General features: G+C 42.3%; 17 protein-coding genes. 5 read left to right on the top strand and 12 right to left on the bottom strand.

The window, feature by feature from the left end; translation table 11 throughout:
- Window positions 1-11: 11 nt before the first annotated feature.
- Both SporoP17a_RS13140 and SporoP17a_RS13135 read right to left on the bottom strand, forming a co-directional pair.
- Window positions 12-1,133 (bottom strand): virulence factor, encoded by a 1,122-nt coding sequence (locus SporoP17a_RS13140; protein WP_083035097.1) that lies wholly within the window; start codon window positions 1,131-1,133, stop codon window positions 12-14.
- A gap of 20 nt (window positions 1,134-1,153) precedes the next feature.
- A complete protein-coding gene (locus tag SporoP17a_RS13135) occupies window positions 1,154-3,034 on the bottom strand; it encodes an ABC-F family ATP-binding cassette domain-containing protein (RefSeq protein ID WP_083035096.1) in 1,881 nt (626 codons plus the stop codon).
- A 224-nt stretch (window positions 3,035-3,258) separates the two neighbouring features.
- Between SporoP17a_RS13135 and SporoP17a_RS13130 the strand changes: the two genes are divergently transcribed.
- On the top strand, window positions 3,259-4,170 hold the full coding sequence (locus tag SporoP17a_RS13130; protein WP_156890580.1) for a methyl-accepting chemotaxis protein: 912 nt from the start codon (window positions 3,259-3,261) through the stop codon (window positions 4,168-4,170).
- A gap of 173 nt (window positions 4,171-4,343) precedes the next feature.
- Here the strand turns inward: SporoP17a_RS13130 and SporoP17a_RS13125 are convergent, their stop codons facing one another.
- The 3 genes from SporoP17a_RS13125 to rbsK all read right to left on the bottom strand — a co-directional run bounded on the left by SporoP17a_RS13125 (window position 4,344) and on the right by rbsK (window position 7,628).
- The gene (locus SporoP17a_RS13125) at window positions 4,344-5,966 is read right to left on the bottom strand and encodes a M20/M25/M40 family metallo-hydrolase (protein WP_083035095.1); all 1,623 of its coding nucleotides are present in this window, start codon (window positions 5,964-5,966) and stop codon (window positions 4,344-4,346) included.
- 94 nt (window positions 5,967-6,060) lie between these two features.
- Window positions 6,061-6,585: a DinB family protein gene (locus tag SporoP17a_RS13120; RefSeq protein WP_083035094.1), complete on the bottom strand. Its 525-nt coding sequence runs from the start codon at window positions 6,583-6,585 to the stop codon at window positions 6,061-6,063.
- A gap of 152 nt (window positions 6,586-6,737) precedes the next feature.
- A complete protein-coding gene (gene rbsK / locus SporoP17a_RS13115) occupies window positions 6,738-7,628 on the bottom strand; it encodes a ribokinase (RefSeq protein ID WP_083035093.1) in 891 nt (296 codons plus the stop codon).
- Between the two features lie 177 nt (window positions 7,629-7,805).
- Between rbsK and SporoP17a_RS13110 the strand changes: the two genes are divergently transcribed.
- Together SporoP17a_RS13110 and SporoP17a_RS13105 are read left to right on the top strand one after the other, a co-directional pair.
- Entirely contained in the window at window positions 7,806-9,158 is a 1,353-nt protein-coding gene (locus SporoP17a_RS13110) for a YjiH family protein (protein ID WP_083035092.1), read from the top strand.
- 618 nt (window positions 9,159-9,776) lie between these two features.
- A complete protein-coding gene (locus SporoP17a_RS13105; RefSeq protein ID WP_083035091.1) occupies window positions 9,777-10,964 on the top strand; it encodes a cation:proton antiporter in 1,188 nt (395 codons plus the stop codon).
- Here SporoP17a_RS13105 and SporoP17a_RS13100 read toward each other — a convergent pair whose 3' ends face one another.
- The 3 genes from SporoP17a_RS13100 to SporoP17a_RS13090 are packed head-to-tail and all read right to left on the bottom strand — an operon-like array spanning window position 10,965 to window position 13,201.
- The gene (locus SporoP17a_RS13100; protein WP_083035090.1) at window positions 10,965-11,729 is read right to left on the bottom strand and encodes an ABC transporter permease; all 765 of its coding nucleotides are present in this window, start codon (window positions 11,727-11,729) and stop codon (window positions 10,965-10,967) included. It lies immediately after the preceding gene.
- Complete coding sequence (locus tag SporoP17a_RS13095) at window positions 11,729-12,472, bottom strand: ABC transporter ATP-binding protein (RefSeq protein WP_083035089.1); 744 nt, start codon at window positions 12,470-12,472, stop codon at window positions 11,729-11,731. The genes SporoP17a_RS13100 and SporoP17a_RS13095 overlap by 1 nt, the downstream gene beginning before the upstream one ends.
- A gap of 24 nt (window positions 12,473-12,496) precedes the next feature.
- Complete coding sequence (locus SporoP17a_RS13090) at window positions 12,497-13,201, bottom strand: CBS domain-containing protein (RefSeq protein WP_083035088.1); 705 nt, start codon at window positions 13,199-13,201, stop codon at window positions 12,497-12,499.
- A gap of 573 nt (window positions 13,202-13,774) precedes the next feature.
- Between SporoP17a_RS13090 and SporoP17a_RS13085 the strand changes: the two genes are divergently transcribed.
- Both SporoP17a_RS13085 and SporoP17a_RS16810 read left to right on the top strand, forming a co-directional pair.
- On the top strand, window positions 13,775-14,059 hold the full coding sequence (locus SporoP17a_RS13085) for a hypothetical protein (protein WP_083035087.1): 285 nt from the start codon (window positions 13,775-13,777) through the stop codon (window positions 14,057-14,059).
- A gap of 71 nt (window positions 14,060-14,130) precedes the next feature.
- The gene (locus SporoP17a_RS16810) at window positions 14,131-14,301 is read left to right on the top strand and encodes a hypothetical protein (RefSeq protein ID WP_156890579.1); all 171 of its coding nucleotides are present in this window, start codon (window positions 14,131-14,133) and stop codon (window positions 14,299-14,301) included.
- A 313-nt stretch (window positions 14,302-14,614) separates the two neighbouring features.
- Here SporoP17a_RS16810 and SporoP17a_RS13080 read toward each other — a convergent pair whose 3' ends face one another.
- The 4 genes from SporoP17a_RS13080 to SporoP17a_RS13065 form a co-directional block, all read right to left on the bottom strand.
- Window positions 14,615-15,550 (bottom strand): carbohydrate kinase family protein, encoded by a 936-nt coding sequence (locus SporoP17a_RS13080; RefSeq protein WP_083035086.1) that lies wholly within the window; start codon window positions 15,548-15,550, stop codon window positions 14,615-14,617.
- A gap of 97 nt (window positions 15,551-15,647) precedes the next feature.
- The gene (locus SporoP17a_RS13075; RefSeq protein WP_083035085.1) at window positions 15,648-17,063 is read right to left on the bottom strand and encodes a putative Ig domain-containing protein; all 1,416 of its coding nucleotides are present in this window, start codon (window positions 17,061-17,063) and stop codon (window positions 15,648-15,650) included.
- A 10-nt stretch (window positions 17,064-17,073) separates the two neighbouring features.
- A complete protein-coding gene (locus SporoP17a_RS13070; protein ID WP_156890578.1) occupies window positions 17,074-17,817 on the bottom strand; it encodes a cohesin domain-containing protein in 744 nt (247 codons plus the stop codon).
- A gap of 67 nt (window positions 17,818-17,884) precedes the next feature.
- The gene (locus tag SporoP17a_RS13065; protein ID WP_083035083.1) at window positions 17,885-20,755 is read right to left on the bottom strand and encodes an Ig-like domain-containing protein; all 2,871 of its coding nucleotides are present in this window, start codon (window positions 20,753-20,755) and stop codon (window positions 17,885-17,887) included.
- Window positions 20,756-20,847 lie beyond the last annotated feature (92 nt).

The following is a 20,847-nucleotide window of genomic DNA, read 5'->3' as shown; positions in this document are numbered from 1 at the left end:
ACTTACAAAATTTATTTAGTTCTTTCCGTCATTTGACGCCAGATTGAACCTTTTGCCTCTTCGCCTTCTTCAATTCTGGCGATTGCCATCCGCACTTGCAGTTTCACTTCAAATTCATTATCGTTTTCTGCTTCGTGCAGTGCAGGTAATGCTTGTTCCGTTCCGGATTCATAGAGGAACATGGCTGCACGCCAACGTACTAACTTGTTTTTATCTTGTAATAGACGGATCGCTGCAGGTTCAAAACCAACATATCCAAGGTCACTCATGCAATCGGCAGCCGTACGACGGACCGCCCAGCTTTTATCTAGTAAGGCCTTTTCGATATACGGAATGACTGATTCTTCTTCTATCATACCGAGATACACGGTAGCGAGTCTACGAATCGACATTTTCTCGTCTTTCAGTGCCATCATCAATACTGGATAGTCCGACTCGTCCGGATCCGGCATTTGATCAAGCAATCGGAAACGTGTTTCCCATTCTGGAACGACAAATTCCGATACGGTTACTTTTTGTCCCCGATCTTTCGTTTCTTCTTCAGCCTTCTCCGCTTTTTCGACGAGCTCGCGCAAACGCGCTTCAGGATATGCCGCTTCAAGTTCTAAAACGACTTGTTCACCGACCTCTTGCAACTCACCGTAACGGATCCCATAATCTGCCCATTTCCGAAGTAAAATATAATTCTCCACTTCGGAATGATGAACCGTCTCCATTGCTTGAACGAAACGTTCACTTAGCGCAAACCGAGCTTCCTCATCACTATTGAACACTTTCACTTGCAACGGGACCTCTTTATACGTCTGGACATGAACATAGACCTCACCGAAGTGCTCGTCTATCTTTTGCTCCTCGGCTTGTGTTGTCGTTTCGCCTTCTTCATTCAATATAGAGCGTACTTCTCCAAGTATAGATTCCCACGCCACATTTCCGATTCTTTCCACTGCCATAAAGTCGAGTACATGATAAATCCCTTTAACCCCTTGTATAGCTAAAAGAGAACGGATTGGCTCAGGTGCTTGCGCTTCATCTTTCTTTTTATAGTTATGGCTTGTTCCATCAGGTAATGGTGTATCCAGTATAATCTTCATAGAATTCGGACTTGGTGTCGGTTCAATCGATTTGATTTTCAAGAAAATCTCCTCCAATATAATTAATCAGCTAATTCTTGCAAATAAGACCAACGCTCGACCAGTTCTTCATATTGTTGATTTAGCGATACTAGCTCTTCATCCAGTTGGCGAAGCTGATCGTAGTCTGAGCCTGTAGCCGTCATTTTTTGTTCTGTTTCCGCTATTTTTTCTTCCATTCGTTCTATATCTGTTTCAATCGTTTGCCATTGAATTTTTTCAGCGTACGTCATTTTCTTTTTAGGTGCTTTAACTTCTGGAGCCGGAGCCACAACCGACACTTTTGCTTGTGGTTTTACGTCTTTTGTATTCTTTTCATCAAGGTAATCCGAATACAAACCAAGCCGTACGTCGATTTCACCTGAGCCGTCTAGAATCCACAGCTTACGTGAAATTCGATCCAAGAAGAAACGGTCGTGGGAAATCGTAACGACGACTCCAGCGAACGTATCAATGAACGACTCCAAAACGGAAAGTGTTTCGAGATCCAAGTCATTCGTGGGCTCATCCAGCAGCAAAACGTTCGGTTGTTCCATTAATAGCTTCAATAGATAGAGACGTTTACGTTCCCCACCTGATAATTTACCGATTGGCGTTCCGTGTGCAGACGAAGGGAATAAGAATCTTTCCAACATTTGCGTTGCAGATAATCGCTCGCCGTCTCCTGATTCAATATCATTGGACGTCTCACGAATATACTCGATAATACGCTGGTTTTCATTCATTGGTGGCAAATGTTGATGAAAATGAGCAATCTTTACGGTAGAGCCTGTATCGACTTCACCGGTGTCCGGCTTAGTTGTACCATCTAGCATTTGAAGTAGTGTCGTCTTTCCTACACCATTCGGTCCAATAATTGCAATACGTTCTTTCGCTTGTAGAATAGCAGAAAAACCGTTCAATATAACTTTATCGTCAAATCTTTTCGTAATATTGTTGATTTCCAACACTTTTTTACCAAGACGTGTCGTTTGTAAATCCATTTCAAAGTCCAATGACTCATCGGTATGCTTCACTTTCGCTTGAAGTTCATCAAAGCGATCAATTCGTGCTTTCTGTTTCGTCGAACGCGCTTTAGCACCGCGACGAATCCATTTTAATTCGCTGCGGTAGCGATTACGATCTTTTTGATCCGAAGCAGCTGACATCTCTTCACGCAGTGCTTTTGACTCCAAATAATCTGCGTAATTTCCGGTATGCGAATAAAGTGTTTGATCCGCTAACTCGTAAATATGTGTAGCAACTTGATCCAAGAAATAGCGATCGTGTGTAACGAATAATACTGCTCCTTGAACATTTTGCAAGAAGTCTTGCAACCACTGAATCGATGCCACATCTAGATGGTTCGTCGGCTCGTCTAGTAATAATAAATCCGCTGGTTCGATTAATACTTTAGCGAGAGCCACACGTTTCAGTTGGCCACCTGATAATTCGCCCATTTTCTTATCGAATGTCTCAATTCCTAGCTTCATTAATATAGTACGTGCCAAGGCATTCAAATCCCAGCCACCCGTTGAATCCATTTCATTTTGATAGAATGAGTAACGCTCCTGATACTCTTCGTTCGAAGAATCTTCGGTAAGTAGTTGCAACGCATGTTCATAATTAAGATTTGTCCGAATGACAGGCGCATCACTTTCGAATACTGCTTCCATCACGGTTAAGTCCGGATTGACAATCGGTTCTTGAGGCAAATAGGCGACACGGAACTTATTCGGATGATCCATTGTCACCGTATCCGCACTTCCCTGTCCCGAAATGATGGATAGTAACGTAGACTTTCCCGTGCCATTAATCCCGATCAAACCAATCTTATCTCCACTTTTCAAATTAAATCCTACGTCTTTAAAAAGTGTTTTTTCTCCAACTGTTTTTGTTAACTTTTCTACCACTAAATGACTCATCCTGGCACATCCTATTCTTAAATTGCTTCTACTCTTAGTATAGCTGAAATTCGGATAAGTTGAAAACATGCACCTCTCCGATTTATTACCCGTTAGTAGGGAATTGGCATTATAGACACATCTCCAAAATATATTTTTACACTTTATGCTATTTCATTAGACTCTATGGTTTAATAGATGAAAGAGCTTTCACGAACAGAAAGAAGACTAAAGGAGTTGTATACATGATACAAAATACTCAACATCCAGTAACCGATGCATTAGTCGTGCAAGCAATGGAAGATCACTTGGCCATCATTCGTTTTGATATGAATCGTCGTATTGCCTATGTAAATAAAAACTTTGCACATACGATCGGCTACGAGCCGGAAGAAATGCTTGGAATGAAGCATGAAAAACTTTGTTTCGAGAATTTTCTTGAAAGTAATGCATATGAAAAGCAATGGCAGAATTTCAGTAAGGGGATTAGCTATCAAGGGAAAATTGAACGTAAATCTAAAGATGGTTCCGCGGTGTGGCTCGAAGCGACATATATGCCGGTTTTTGATGACAAGCATAGAAAAGTGATCGGTGTCACAAAAATCGCAACTGACATTACAGAACGACAAAATTCTATTGTCGAAGTCGTCAATGAGATGCACAAAATGGCAGAAGACCTTACGCAACAAGCCAATGCTGGAATGAATCGAAGTACGGAATTGCTGAATATGATCGAACGGATAGCCGTTGTCTCAGAAAAGAATACTAGTTCATTACAACGTTTAGAAGTTCATTCCCAAGATATTCAAGGCATCGTCACGACTATACGCGCGATTGCCAGCCAGACGAATTTATTGGCGTTAAACGCAGCAATTGAAGCAGCACGAGCTGGAGAATTCGGACGCGGATTTGACGTAGTAGCAAAAGAGGTTCGGAAACTTTCAGGAAATGTACAGGATTCCATCGTTGAAGTGCGTAAAGGCATTGAAACGATCACAGAGGATATTGGTGTGATTTCACAAGGTACTTCGTTAGCGCAGCAGAACATCGTGCAGTGTCAGAATGAAATTGAAATTGCGATGAATGACTTCCGCTCGATTGCCTCGTCAGCTGCAGACTTGGAAAGCCAGTCGCAGGAAGTGGGACGGATTATCTAATTAAAAAAGCTATCTCTTGGAAGTAGTTACTTCGAAAGGATAGCCTTTTTGAAAGTTTTTGTGTTGTGTAAAACGATTCAAACACTTTCTCTGCAAAAAATATATACTAGCGATCACAATGTTGCTGAACTTCTTTCTATTATTATTCTAATACACCTTCACGTTCGGCAACTTCATCTAGATTTCGGCTGTTGCATGCCCGCAAGCCTCTTAACCAACTGTTCCAACAACACCGGCATCTCCTTAAACGCACTATCAATATGCAACCGCTCCGTTTTCTGATGCGCATCCTTACCAAATGGGCCCACATTCAACACCGGCGCAGTTAATTTGCGCATTTCTTCGAATGGAATCGAGTACGTTTCATCATAGACTGGTGTGTTTTTTGCAAACGCCTTCCAATGATCCTCTTTATCTTTATAATGCACATAACTTAAATCGCAAATTCCATTAAAATAATGCACCTGCTCAATGGTCAGATCAAATACTTGCGCTCGCTCCTGCAAAAACTCAATCGATTCCTGTACAAGTGGATCTTCAGACGAGTTGACAGCCGGATAATAAGGCGGTGCATAAAATAGTATCGTTGCTGGGCCTAATTCCTGACATTCCATCATGAGCGTATCGACAATACGTATGCATTGCTCGCGGTCATCCCATTCTTCCTGCAATAGCACTTCCTGTTTCAATCGGTTCACTTCGTTAGTTCCTAACTGATCTTCTGCGTACTTTAGCAACTCTTCAAAACGCAATACGCGAATATCTTCTAGTGGCACAGCCGATTCACGATCACACACTGCTTTATACTGTTCAGTACACTGCGCCATCGCCTCATTCGCCACTTGTTCGAATAAGCTCATGATTTCAGCGGCTGTCCGTTTGAATAAGAATACATTATATAACGCAGCGGCTCGCTGTGGTGTTTGCGTAGAATATTGGATTTTCAAATCTTTTTGATGCAGCGTGACCGGAAGAGGTGTTGATTCGTCCTGATGTATTTCACGAAATAAAGGATTCCACTCCATCTTACGCGTTAAAAACGATGCCATATAATCTGCAGTTATCCCCTTTAAAGGTTCGCCGACATGCGTTTCTTTTCCATAAAACAAAGCGGACGGCATAATCTTTCCGATGGTCCCAGAATAAATATATTCTTTCGTATCCGAGGGTCCTTGTGAAAAGGAAGGCTCTCCATTCAAGAATAGTTTATAGCGATGACCTTCCTGCTCTTGTAGACGTACAAGTTCCGTAACAGCAGCGCGCATCCCCGCTGAGTTTACTTCTTCATCGGGTACTGTACATAGCAATAAATTAATAGGCCACTTCTCTATACTGGCTCGTTCAATCAACTGAATATGTAGAGCCAACCCCATCTTCATATCCATCGTGCCTCTGCCAAATAAATATTTTCCTGATTCCAAGTCAATGCGTGCCGCTTCAGGTAACGTATCTTTGTTTTCTAGCAACTTCTTCGTCAATTCTTCCGGATGGAAAGCGAGTGGTTCAAGCGCCCCGTATTCATCTGTTTGCACAGTATCGAAATGACTAATCAAGACAATCGTATCTGTAGCATCGGGATGTTCATACAAAGCATGCACGGCCTGGCGTCCGAGACCTGCATCATGAAGCGTAATATTGTCGGGGTTCTCAGTGAAATATTCCAATTCACTCAACTTATTTTGCAACTTCCAGGAAAAGAAACGTTCTCCTTCCGTCAATGTACGACTGTCCCAACTGACTAGTTCACAAAGTAATGCGCGTAGCTTTTCGGGAGTGTCAAAACGATATCGATTCATTCCATCTCCTCCTTCACGGTTAAGTAAAGTATATCCGATTCAAAGCAAAATAAGAAAAGAACTTGTGCTCTAGGAGGCAACAAGTTCTTGTTTATTATTTAGACGTTGAAACTAGCTGTTCGCGAGTCGACTTCACTTGCTCCACTGCTCGTTTCAATTGTCGTAGATGACGCTTTTCATGAAAACCTACGAATTGAAACCATTGAATCAACGGAACATTGCCAAAAACCGGATGCTTGATCGATTTACAGCGAAGTTCTGTAATTGTGGCTGATTCATAGATATCTAGCAAATAGTTTCTCGATGCATGCAGCTTTTCTTTAATCTCTGCAATGGAAAGATGCATATCTGTTGGTTGTGTATATTCCATTAAATAAGCCTTTACTAAAGGACTTGCCGATACACTGATCGGTTTTTTGAATACACGCAAACTCTCAGGATTTTTCAATTCTTGGGCGATGTTTGTAGCAACTCGACATTCCATTAAAGCTAAATGTTCTACAATCTGTTTGGGTGACCAGCCGCCATGTGATGGTGTTCCGTTAAATTCCTCATCTGTTAAGCCATCAATCAACTGCAAGATGCGTTTACGGACCTTGATGTTTTCTCCAAAAACCATCAACATCTACCTCCATTTCTTCCTCGTAATCCATTCTATTGCCATAGCATACGCCTTTTTCTCAGAGATTTAAAGGGGGAACGGTTATATTTTTTGTAAAGCTTGTCAATGGTGACAGAAGGGTGCCAACCAGCCTTGATATAAAAGGATTTCTACTCTACTCTATACGCTAGTTGTTCTACTTTTTTCACTACTTCTTGTGCAGTCGGCATACCGCCTTGTGCACCGAATTTGCCTACCGATAATGAAGCCGCCACATTGGCGAAGTGAATGGCAGACTGTAAATTGCTCCCTTGCACTAATTGGCTAGCGAGCGCTCCATTAAATGTATCTCCCGCACCTGTTGTATCCACAACCTGTGCAGGCACACCCGGCACGTAGATTATTTTCTCTTGATCATGATAACAAACACCGTCTTTTCCTAGTGTCACGAGCAGTTTATTCGGATAGTTTGTCACTGTTTCTTCTATTGAAGTACCGAAGAGTTGCGCGCACTCCGTTTCATTAGGAGTCAAATAGTGAAGATACGGCATATATTCCAATTGAAAGCTACTCGAAGGAGCCGGATCCATCACGACAGGCACTTCTAATTCATTACATAGCTCGAGCACAGACCACACCGTATCTATAGGAAGTTCCAGTTGCATCATCACCAGTTGACTGGCCCCAATAACAGATTTCAACTCCCCAATTCGCTCTGGAGTCAACGCGTGGTTCGCTCCCGGTATGGAAATGATTCGGTTGTCCCCTTCCGTCAATAAAATAACGGCTACACCGGAAGAACCGTCTGCTTGCGTGATATATGAAGTATCCACTTGTTGATCCCGCAAATTAGCTACAATCATTTCTCCAAATGAATCCGTACCCGTCGTGCCGATCAACTGAACTTTCTGCCCAAGTCTTGCACATGCTACGGCTTGATTCGCACCTTTGCCACCTGGTGCCGTCTGAAAGTCCTTTCCCCTAACTGTCTCGCCTTGTAACGGAAACTTGTCCGCTTGTGCAATGACATCCATATTCGCACTGCCAATTACTGTAATCATGCATACGCCTCGCTTCCCGTTCTTTTATCGATCATATGCTTTTGTATATCCTGTTTCAATATAGACTGCTCGCTGACTGAAAAGTTACACTTTGTGCTAAAGTATTTACATCGACTCGTTAAACAGTATAATGAATAAATATACATCAACTAGATTATACACAAGGAGAGAAATACCTTGAAAAAATATACAGCTAGCACTTGGTTAGTATTCTTAATTCCATCCATACTCGGTGTGCTATTATTCATGATTCCACTGCCATTTGCAGCAGGCTGGAAAGTACCGATTGCCAAATTGGCGGATTTATTATCAGGCTCATTGGAACCGATTATTCCACAACTTATGATGTACTTGATCATTGCGTCTGCACTCGGATCCGTACTCTATTTATTCGTTAAAAAAGATCCAAACAGACCTTCATTCTTTACAAACTTATTCAAAGTAACTCCATTTTGGACGATTACCCGCATTGTAGGGGCAATCTTCGCAATTATGGTCGTCTATCAATTAGGGCCTGAAGCGATTTGGAGCGAGAATACAGGCGGATTGTTACTTGCAGGTGATGGACTCGTTTCCTTCCTGTTCAGTATCTTCTTCTTTGCCGGTCTACTGCTTCCTTTATTACTGAACTTCGGATTGCTCGAATTCTTCGGTACATTGATGGTGAAAATTATGCGACCTTTATTCAAGCTACCTGGACGCTCTTCCATAGACGCACTCGCTTCATGGATTGGAGACGGTACTATCGGTGTCTTGCTTACGAGCAAACAGTATGAAGAAGGGCATTATACACAACGTGAAGCAGCGATTATTTCGACTACGTTCTCTGTAGTGTCGATTACATTTACACTCGTCATCATTGACAAAGTCGGTCTCGGAAACTACTTCCTACCATTTTATGCAACGGTTCTATTCACAGGGTTGATTCTCGCCCTCATTATGCCGAGAATTTATCCATTACGTTCAATTAAGAACACGTATATTGACGACCGGGAATATTCCACAGAGAATGAAAAACTCCCTGCTGGAACAAGCGTATTCAAACTAGGACTAACTAGCGCACTTGATACAGCTTCAAAACAGCGCTCTATTCTAAAGACCGTTCGCTCAGGAATGCAGAACGTGCTCGACATGTGGTTCGGCGTGGCACCGGTTGTTATGGCTTTCGGTACAGTCGCTTTAGTAATGGCTGAATATACGAGTGTATTCCGTATCTTAGGTAAACCATTTGAGTATATCCTGAACTTCTTGCACATTCCCGAAGCTGCAGAAGCCGCACAGACAATGGTCGTGGGATTCGCGGATATGTTCTTGCCTGTTATTTTAGCTGAAGGCGTCATCACGTCGCCTATTACACTATTTACGATTGCGGCAGTTTCTGTGATTCAGCTGATCTACATGTCTGAGGTCGGTGGCTTAATCCTAGGCACGAAAATCCCATTAAATATTTTCGACTTACTCATCATTTTCTTATTGCGTACCATCATTGCCTTGCCCATCATTGCAGGTATTGCCCATTTGTTGTTTTAAGTTCGATGAGCACCCGTTACTTCTTTTTGAAGTGGCGGGTTTTTTTGTGTTTGATGAGCGGTCGGCCTGTGATATTGAGCGGGTAGCATGGCTGATAGAGCGCACTACGTCTAACATTGAGCGAATCACATGACTGATAGAGCGTTCCACGTACGACATTGAGCGATTAACACGATAGATAGAGCGCTTCACGACGGACATTGAGCGAATGGCCCGATTGATTGTTCAAGCGCTCCTCCACTTGGCATTGAGTAAAGAACATGACTAATAGATCGCTTCACGCACTGCATTGAGCGGATAGCATGGCTGATTGAGCGCTTTACATCTAACATAGAGCGGATTACATGACTGATAGAGCGTTCCACGTCCGACATTGAGCGGTCAGCACGATGGATAGAGCGCTTCACGACGGACATTGAGCGAATGGCTCGATGGATTGAGCACTTCGCACGATAGTGGGCGGAAAATACCTGCCAGAACCGCTCCCGCAAGACGCTTCTGACTTACCCCCCTAGAATTTCAATCTCCAACTCGAACTTATCCACTCACCCGGTTTCCTTCTCCTTCATCAAGGGAATGGTAGCTATAACATAACCACCAAAGAAGGGAGTGAAGCGGATGAGCACTACACAAACCCTCATTTTATTAACCATAGGCTACGTCGCGATGACAATCGATAAAAAGCAGAAGAACTTCCCACTTCCTGTCTTTTTAGTCGCAATCGGTTTCGGTCTGTCATTCATTTCTTACTTCGACAGCATCAATATATCCAAGGAAATTATCTATACCGTTTTCTTACCTGGACTGCTATTCGCGTCTGCGTACCACTACTCGGCCAGCTCATTACGAAAGCATGCCAGAGTTATCGGCACGCTTAGTACTGCTGGTTTACTCGTGACCGCACTTCTCTTAGGAATCGCTACATATTGGATGGGAGCGAGTATAGAGATTTCATTAGTAGGGGCATTATTGGTTGCTTCTATTTTGACGCCGACTGATCCTGTTTCTGTTGTTTCCATATTAAAAAAGTCGTTGGATGATCCTTCTGTTGCAGATATTGTCGACGGAGAATCTATGATCAACGACGGGACTAGTGTCGTGTTATTTACTGTGCTGTTGACCATGTTTACGACGCAGCAAAAGTTTAATTTTTGGTCATTCGTAGGAGAATTCCTATCCGTCTCGTTCGGTGGTGTGGCGACCGGATTAGTCGCAGGTTGGATAGTTAGTAAAGCGATCCACCTTTCTACACATCGAGAAAATCAAGTTGTACTCAGTATCATCATTGCGTACGGAGCGTTTCATTTAGCCGAAGCATTCGGGTTTTCAGGAGTATTGGCGACAGTGGCGGCAGGTATTATGCTATCTGCGGAACTTGGACGTGCTGATGAGGAAGAAATGCACCGAGAATCATTGAATGGCTTTTGGGAAGTGGCGGAACCTGCATTGCTTTCCATATTATTTTTAGCTATCGGAATTGTGGCAGCTGACTACTTGATCCCTTTGCATAATGGGTTGCTGGTCATCGGGATATTTATTGTTTCAATTATTGTACGATTTATCGTAATCGCAGGGACGATGCAATTATTTTCAGGCTATCGAAAATTATTAAACGTCAAAAAAGCCTCGCTCCTATCATGGGCAGGCATTCGTGGAACGATGTCGATTTTCTTATTGCTAAGCTTGGCCGATGCCGCAGACAGTTCTGCAGATACGCTCGTCTCGTTAGGATTCGCCGTAGTTTTGTTGTCACTCATTGTGCAAAGCATCGGCATTTATCCACTTTCAAAAGCACTCGAAAAGTAATTACTTCGAGTGCTGTTGTTGTTGAATCATTTGCATGCGTTCATTGAACAGTGTCGGATAGGAAAGTAAACCTAAACAAACACTCGTTACTGCAGCTGTTGTCAATAATAGGAATATGACTAAGATTTGAAATTGGACAGCCTCTAACGGATCCGCCCCTGCAATGATTTGACCGCTCATCATACCTGGCAATTGCACCAATCCTATCGTCTTTTGGCTTTCAATTGTCGGGATCATACTTGCTTGAATAGAGCGGATCAATTGCTTATGTATCGCTTGTTTTGGTGTGCCGCCAAGTGACAAGATCAGTTCACTTTCCGAGCGATGCGCTTCAACTTCTGACACAAAGCGATTGAGGAATAAAATCGCAAGGACCATCGAATTTCCGATTACCATACCGGTCAATGAAATAATATATTGCGCAGTAGCTGGGACAATCTTGAACCCGAGTAAGATACTTTGCGTCAGTACTTCTATTAATACAAACGTCACGATCAACTTCCATGTGATTCCTTTAATACTTTCTCCTTTTTTACGCGCATTTTGCACGGCTGCTCCAATCATCAAAACAACCATCAAGAAGATGAACACATAACTTTCCGAATCGAAGACAAATTTCAGTACGAAGCCGACCGCCACTAATTGCACTGTCGAACGGATCGTCGCGATAATGGTATCTTTCTCTAACCGCAATCCTAGTGTCTTTGACAGTACTAACGGTATTAATACAAATATTAATGTAAGGAATAAAGCAGAGGTACTCATCAAAAGTCTCCTTTCAAAAAGCGATCGACCGATGGGATATCTGAATGATCCAGTACAGAGATTTCACCGGCATCCACTAATTTCCCGTCGACCATAATCCATGCATACTGCCCCATTCGCTTCGCCTGTTCCAAGTTGTGCGTAATCCAGATGACCGTAATGGCATGCTCATCGTGCAGTTTACGAATCAAATCCTCTACTTCATTCAATGAAGATGGATCTAGTGCAGACGTAATTTCATCCATCAACAAAACCTTCGATTGATTCAATAACGTTCTGGCAATCGATACTTTCTGCTGCTGACCACCAGACAAGGTCCGGCTGTCGCGTTCAAGATACTCTCCTTCGAGACCGACCTGATCCAAAATATCCAACGCTTTTTCTTTACTCAACGTCTTGCCTTGTAAACGCAGTGGCAGTGCCAAATTGTCATAGACGCTTCCAGCGATCATCGGTGAACTTTGTAACACCATCCCCACTTTTCGACGGAGGTCAACCGGTGACATTTCATGAATCGTCCGCCCCTGCACCGTAATATCCCCACTAGTAGGACTCAGCAGACCGTTGCACATTTTCAATAAAGTCGTTTTCCCTGCACCCGAAGGTCCGACCAACACCGTAATTTCATTCGTAGGAAAAGATCCGGTAATCGTATCGAGAATCTTCGTACCCTCCACTTCAAACGAAACGTTTTGAAAATGAATCGCAGGCTCATATAAGGTTTTATTCTGCTCACTATCCATCTATTTCACCTTTTCTACTATTCTTCATTCATCTATTTTCAATAAATCCAAAGGAGTAATAATGCCCATCAATTTCTCATCTTTACCACCTTGTTCGGTAATGAGCAGTGCTTCTAGACGTCTCCCTGTCGCAATGGACTTTCTGAAAAACCCTTCTGCTTCATAAACCGACATCGAACTTTTGACAAAACGATAGGTTTTTCTTCTTTTCTCATGATTATATACGTCTAATAATGTCGGTATTTCCCGGGAAATGCTCTCACTATCCTGATCGGCTAGCCAATTCATAATACCGTCTGCCGTAATTAATCCGATGAATTGACCTTTTTTATAAATAGGCAATTGATTGATTTTCCATTTTCTCACTAAACGCAAGCCTGTGGCGAGTGATTCATCTGCTTGCACAGTATGTACTTTTCCAGAGAATAAATCTTTGACGGTTACTGGGTGTGATAATCGTTCATCTATACCTTCAATGAGTTCTACAATTTCATCGTGCGGTTCCGCTATGGCATAGTCAAACCCCGTTCGATTATGAACAATCGCATTACGTAAACTGCCGAATTCACGCAAATCATCTTCATAGCGGGCAATTAAGGCATTTTGCGACTTAGCTTTATCTATTTTCTTCGAGAATGATAAATGATTCGGCAAATCGGTAATCCTCATTAACGATTTATCGATTCGGTTAAATGCAATGAGAAAACGCTCTGAATTTTTATGTTCCATGACACATCGCCCCCTATTCTAGGCAAAGTATAGCATATTTCAATTCCAATCCGAGCCTTTAAACCTCATAGCAAGCTCTACTCGTGAAGAAATAAAAAATCGTTGCGATGCCTGATTAGGGACACTGCAATGACTTTTTATTAATTGGCTTCAGATTGGATCAATACAATATCATAACGATCTGAATTTCCAATGGCAGTACGTGCAAAGTCTTTGTCTACTGAATTCATCCTCGTTACATCGGTATAGCTCCCACCAAGGTAGTTTTGTCTATATTTTCATGATCACATCTTGGACAGTACCTACCGTTTTTTCGGCTCCATTCCTCAATGGTTTTCCACTTCATCGCATCATATGTACCGGTTGTAAAGTCACGTGGTATAAAATAATACTCTCTTTTTTTCATAATTACTCTAGTTCAATTGCCTCTACCTTTATCAAAATACAATCTCCAACAAACTTTTCACTCAAAAGCATACACCAATCCATTCTTATTGAATATATCCAATGAAGTGGCACAGTTCTCTAGCAAATTCCCACATACGCTAAAGAAAGAAGGAGGTGCATAAAAACATGTCATCTAGAAAGTTCAGATCTAACGATGATTACGACGTGCCGTATTTTCCGAAACGAAAAGCGCGATGTTATGAGGAAAAGAAAGTCATTCATATACTCGTCGACTTAACAATGGGGGCGCCTGTAGAGATTACATTGAAGGATTCCAAAGAGATACAATATAACGGGTACTACTTACAGTTTGATCGAAAAGAACGTACCATCCACTTTCAACCGTTTGGAGATTCTGAAGTCCAAGAGATTGATATAGAGGATATTTGTACTATTAGATATGGCTCCTAAAGTTATTGCGAGAAAATGTACACAGTGCACTGTGTACATTTTTTCATTCTGTTTGGTAAGGGATTGAGCGGTTGGACGGTTGCATTGAGCGGTTGTACAGACACATTGAGCGCTTGCGGATTGCGATTGATCGGAAAAACGGTCGCATTGAGCGGTTGCGGGCTGCTATTGAGCGGTTGAACGATTACATTGAGCGATTGCGGATTGCAATTGGGCAGATGGACGGTCCATTGAGCAGTTGAACAGACGCATTGAGCGCTCGAGGGACGCGATTGAGCGGTTAAACAGACACATAGAGCGCTTGCGGATTGCAATTGATCGGAAAAACCGTCGCATTGATCGGTTGCGGGCTGCTAGTGAGCGGTTGAACGATTACATTGAGCGATTGCGAGTTGCAATTGGGCAGATGGACGGTCCATTGAGCAGTTGAACAGACGCATTGAGCGCTCGAGGGCTACCATTGAGCGATTTAACGATCACATTGAGCGTTCACAAGCCGCAATAGAGCGAATAGCCGCACCCATAGAGCGCTCATTCACAATCCAAGTTACATCATCACTCCAATTCATCCGCATGCGGCATCGCGGAGAGCGCACCGACTTTCATTGCACATAATGCGCCCATTTGATTGCCAAATTCGATATGTGCAAGCATTTCTTCGATTGATTCGGGCTTGCCATTCAGATGAAGACCGCGAAGTACGCCGGCCAAGAAAGCATCTCCTGCTCCCGTGGTATCTACGGGGTCGATTGGCTCCACCGTTACATGATGTTGCGCCCCTTCAATGATGGCAAGAGTGCCTTCCTTGCCCATCGTCATCATAATGACAGGGATAGTATAGGCTGCAATTTGATCTAACGCTTTTTCTATACTCGATTCTTGCATAAGAAAAGTGAGTTCTTCTTCCGTAAGTTTTAGCAAGTCTGTCTGATCTAAAAACGAGAGAATGGTAGTACGACATTTCTCTTCACTTTCCCAACGTAACGGACGAATATTTGGATCTACTGAAAGGAACAATCCATGATCCTTTGCTAATTCAACAGCCCTTTTAGTCGTCTCCAAAGCAGTTGGCTGGAACATTGTACCGGAACATATATGTAAAATCGATGCATTTTGGAACGCTTCTTCTTGTAAATCACTCGGTTGAACCTGAAGATCAGGTGTGTCGTCGATGTACTTTACAAATACTCGGTCATATTCAGGAGTCAAATGTACATAAACACGGTTCACTTTCTTCTCGGGCGAACGGACAGCAAACGTCACATCGACGCCTTCATGTCGTAGCTGATTTTCTGCAAAGATCGAATCCTCGTCTTCTCCGATCATGGTAATTAATGAAGACTTTGCACCCAAGCGCGAAACACCCGCCGCCACATTGACTGTTGCACCACCTAGGAATGTTGAAAACTCCGTGTTCGTCTCGTCTGTTGCGATATAGTCTACGAAAATGTCTCCATATATCAGGACATGTTTTTCTTGTCGATTCTTCATGTATTCGAACTCCTTCAGAGGATTTCTTTCTATCGTATCACAGAAAAAAGCCATCTTCGCTGAATATCTATCGATCGGCGAAGACGGCTCTGTTTAGTTAATTGGGTTTTAACACGTGTTGCTTTGTTTCAAGCAGATTTCCGTATTTGTCGTACATGCGGAATGTGACAGTTGAATTGGCCGAGAAATTCGAGCTGATTAAGCTGAACTTTTTATCCCCTTCGAAGTGCATACTATACGTGTTGTTAACAGTCACTTTATAGACATCCTCCGATACATCGACTTCAATTGTATGGAGATTCAGAAACTGCACAAATCCAACTTTTACGCTATTCAAGTAATTTGCCGATACAACATGGACTTCGACACTTACCGTAAATCCGCTATCCCCGATTGTCCCTTTCGCGATCACTGTGCCAATTTTTGATGTATCAACCGGCTCCCAGCTGACTGCTTCCTTACCTGTTGTTTTGTCCTTATATGTGACATTCACTTTTACAGGCAATTCAGGTGTTCCGTTCAGTTTGACGTTGATTGGCAACGGTTTTTCAATAGACAGGATGTTGGAATCAATTACGTTGATACTGAACATCCGCTTTTCAATATCACCAAGCGCGTCAGTTACTTGAATCGTAAAGTTGTAACTTTGGGCACGCGTTGGTGTTCCACTGATTTCACCTGTCGTTTCATCCAAAGTCAGACCTGCCGGAAAAGTTCCTACACGCTTAAATGTATAAGGTGCACGACCGTTCATAGCGGCCACTTTCTCGCTATATTCACTCTTCAACACTGCGTTATCCAGTTCTTTTGCCTGGATTGCAAGAAATGTTGTTCGCTTACCCGCAATATAATCCAAAATAATTTGTGCATCTTCTTGCGTTAGAACACCGTCCCCGTTAACGTCTGCAGACAGGAACGCTTCACGGTCTGTAATCGGATTATTTAAATGCTGCAGGATACGGATAGCGGCAGCGGCTGTTGGCTTATCATTTCCCACTACATCTCCAACCGGCATTTTGCGGACAATTTTCCCGTCCATTGGATTCACAACCAAATCTGTATTTAAACGCCCCTTCATGCCAGCTGTTGTGATCGAAAGGTCTATGGATGTCCCTTCTTTAAATTGACTAGTAAGTTCGTAAACTAAATACCCTACCGTTGCTTTCTTATCTGTCAATTTTTCTTCTTTATTGGAAATAGACAAGAAGTTCAGATCGAGTGCGTTATTGGTAACGCTAAATCTTGTCCGAAATAGTTGATCATCAAATGCAGGTGACGGACGGAAGCTTTTCAAAACCACTCCTCTACCAGTTGGTGCTGTAATCACGAAATTTCCTGATGCCAAATACATTGCATCCCGAACCGTTACAGGCACCTCCACTGTTGTACCAAGTGAACGGCTTTCACCGACTTCTAATATTTCCGCATATGTTGACTCTGTAATAAAATTCGACACTCCGATAGCGACCATTATTAGTAGTAATAATAAGACTTTATTCATTAAACTCTTCATGTCCCTCACCTCAATTCACCTTAAACTTAAGCCGGACTGGCTCATTTAGCTTTGCACCATTAATTGAACGAAGCTGATCCGTAATTTCCAATGTATATGTAGAGCGTATATACGATCCAATCGGCTTTACCCTAAACTGTCTATCATTGACCACTTCTAATTCAATTGGAAAATCAGTGGACCCGCGCTTTAACGTGACAGCACTTGTGTTTAAAGTCGCCGGATTGTACGGCTTGCTTACAGTAATAAGCCATGGCTTATCCACTGTAACTGCATTAGGATGTGTGGACTCCTTGCCAACGAATGGTTTAATTTGCCCATTAATTAATTGTGTTGTAATGCGCTTTCCCTGCTCATCATATAACTCTGTATTTTCTAGTATTAAATTGTTAATATTCCCATAACCCGCAGACAGTACTGTAGCCTTCACTTCCATTACAGTACCATCAATCACACTACCGCTGGCTTTCGCAAATGAAATGGAGATTTTTCCCGATGCGTCGCTTCCTCCAACGGATAGATATTCAGAAAGTGTATCCGTCATTTTGACATCTGAAGCATTAATTCTTAACTGTTCGGGATTATAGAGTATATCGAATGAACCACCTGCAATTTTTTCATCACTACTGATAAATACAGATAATGTTGTAGAGCCGCTTCTTTCTATAAAAGCAGATGATACACCGACCACAGTTTTTTTCACAGTTGCTTTTGCCGATATAGTAGGGATCAATAGTAGCAGAATGCTGAACATTAGTAGAATCTTTATTTTTTTCATAGATTATGTACGGGCGCTTCTATACGCGCCCTGCCTCCTTTTTTCATCTGGCAGAAAATCGTAGCTGTTTAGGTGAGTATTCTTCCAAGATTTGATTGAATAGTACCTGGTTTTCTAAAAGGGTTTTGATGGAGTAATAACCCGGTGACACTCCGGAAGTTGATGTGAAGTTCACCGGATAAGTCGTTCCGATTCGCTCGAGTTCATTGGATGCAGCATCATATGCGATGACTTCTACGTAGTCGGTAACTTTCATGGATGCGCGGTTGAATATAAAGTGATTATCTACTTTGTTTGCTCCAAGTGTAGTTCCATTAATACGAACTTCTACACGATCTACATCATTAACTAATTCAATTTTCCCGCCAGTCAAATTCCCAGATGTTGTGAAGGTTAATGTATCAATATAATTTCCTGGAACCACTATTCCGATATTATTAATATCATACAAGCCACCCATAATTTTATCATAACGGTCATTGTCACTAACGAAATCTTCAAGCGTCTTGATTCCCTGCAGTAAATCGTTCTGTCCCATGACCTTTACAGTAGCTGAATCGATTAAGCCTCCATCTGCTGTTGTCGCTACAATGCTAGTTTCACCTTTCGTATGGGGTGTCACTAATCCACTCGGGGTAACAGTTGCAACAGTCGGGTTAGTTGATGTCCAGTTTACCTGCTGATTCGTCGCATTCGTCGGATACACTGTGTATCCAATAACGATTTTATCAGGATTATAACCTCCCGAATCTCTTTCAGTAAAGACGATTTCATTTCTATCCAGTTTAATAGAAGTAACTTTTCCGCCTGACCCAGGTCCAATCTTCACTTCTACTGTATAGATGCTTTTCGTGCCATCTACAGCATTAACTTGTACTTTTACTTGTCCTGTTCCGTCAGAGGCCAGTGTTCGATCTAAAATATCAACGAGTGCATTACCATCCTGTGGACGGGCATCAACTTTTAACGTTTGAGCTCCGCCTGCCGGGTAATCATCTGCCGGCACTTCAAATCTGAAATAATCCCTGACAGACGGCGTGAAGCCGGGCACTGCTTTGTCATTAATCGACAGACTGGCTAAATTGGAATTGGCTGATTTTACGATTTCATTCAGCTTATTCCATCTGACATAGGGATCCATCGGGTAATCTGCTAATTTGCCATGCAACTCCAGTAAATTAAAGGTAAATCCTTTTGCCTGGGCACTGACTTTCCCTTTGTTCATCAGCGCTACTTTATGTCTGCCTTCCGCATGGAAATTATAACGGCTGTAGTCTTTTTCGTACTGCAGCATTCTATCCGAATAAATTGGATGTCCTTCCCCGTCACCGGATTGAGTAAATGTACCTTCTATTTTCAGCACACCGTCTGTCAAATGCCCTTGATCATTCATTGGCTTGCCCAGATGTATATATGTTCGCGTGGCATGGTTTCGTTTACTCGCTGTCGAGAAATCGCCAAAAACATGTACAAAATCTCCGTCGCCTTCACCGTATTGAGGTGTGTCCGTATCCATGGAACCTTTGATCATGGTCAGCCAGCCATCATTTATTATATAGTCACCGTAAATTCTGACTGTACCGTGGTTGACATATAATTGTCCGTTTTTTTGTGTAACGTTACCGCTTTGCCTTGTTTTCTCCATTGAATCCTTAGATCCTACTTGTACAACACCAGCTCCTACATCGAGTGACTTATTCTCCATATACGCATCGTCAAGTAACTGTCCACCATTGATTACCAAATTTCCGTCTACTTGTAGTTTGCCTTTCCGTACATTAAAACGACCTTTTTGTTCTAGATTATTTTTAGCGTGGAATGTTCCACCATTCAAATCTATATGACCTTCTTGCAAAATGGGTGATGAAATTAATGCTTCTTGACCATTTAAATTCAAATAGCCGTGAATCCGCTGTGTATAGGATGCTAGCGCCAGTTCAGGTTCGGCTGAATTCTTATAGTTTCCATTCACTACAATGGAACCATCTTGCGTTACTTTTCCCGTTACATTCAGCTGACTGTTATTCAGTCGAATGCTTGAGGCTGATTTTTGATCAAGGTTCTTTGCTTGAATCACTGCGCCGTTTACTGCGCGAAGTTTTGTACATTTCATTAGAACTATATCTTCGGCAACAGTTAGGTTATAACCGTTCAAATTGATCGTCACATTGTTATGTACCAATAATCCTTGCGGCAAGTTAACATCACTCGTCAGCGTCCAGTCACTACGGACTTCCCGGCCCCGAAAATTGACGATTTCCTGCTGTAAATTAGAAAGAATATCTCGTAGGTAGGATGCATTTACTGCGGTATTAAAATTTCCACCTGTAATCCTCGAGATTTCTCGTAACGTCGATTCATCGATAATTGATGAAGGTGTACTGCCAAAACTGATCGTATGGATTTGAATATCATTCTCATAAGCTTCTGTAGCAAGTGCTAGATTCTTTTCATTGTGTATAGACGTACCCACAGTCATCAGTATAATGATTTTTTCATTTACAGACTTTGGGTCAGACAAGTCATGGATAGCTTTTTCCAGACCAACACTAGCATTATTTGCATTCTCATCAGCGTATACAGCAAACTTTTTCAGTGCGGCCTTCGCCTGATATTTATTGGACGATAACGGGAATGGCTTCGTTACGGCTTCATTGAAACCTACTACACCGATACGATCCAATGAATTCGCCTGGTCCACCATGTATAATGCTTCCGTAATTCTGTCCTGCAGTGGATCTTGTGCTTGCATGGCTGGAGTATCTTGAATGACAAAGACGATATCCCTGCCACGTTCTACGCCGCAACTTTTAGAGGTATCAATTTCATTCGCTTTCATCTCGAGAGGCTGCATCACAGACAGCATAACTACAAAAAGGGCCAGCACACCAATCATTTTCCTATGTATCTTCATTTTTCAACTTCCTTCCCGATAATATATAAAGAGAGTTTTTCCTCTTCGTAGTATCCACATACTATAAATCCACAAATTAAAGGAGAATTTAC

Origin of the sequence: Sporosarcina ureae, assembly GCF_002082015.1 — a bacterium.
Lineage (GTDB): Bacteria > Bacillota > Bacilli > Bacillales_A > Planococcaceae > Sporosarcina > Sporosarcina ureae_A.
The sequence above is the reverse complement of the archived record's forward strand: the minus strand, read 5'-3'. Positions and strand labels throughout refer to the sequence as shown.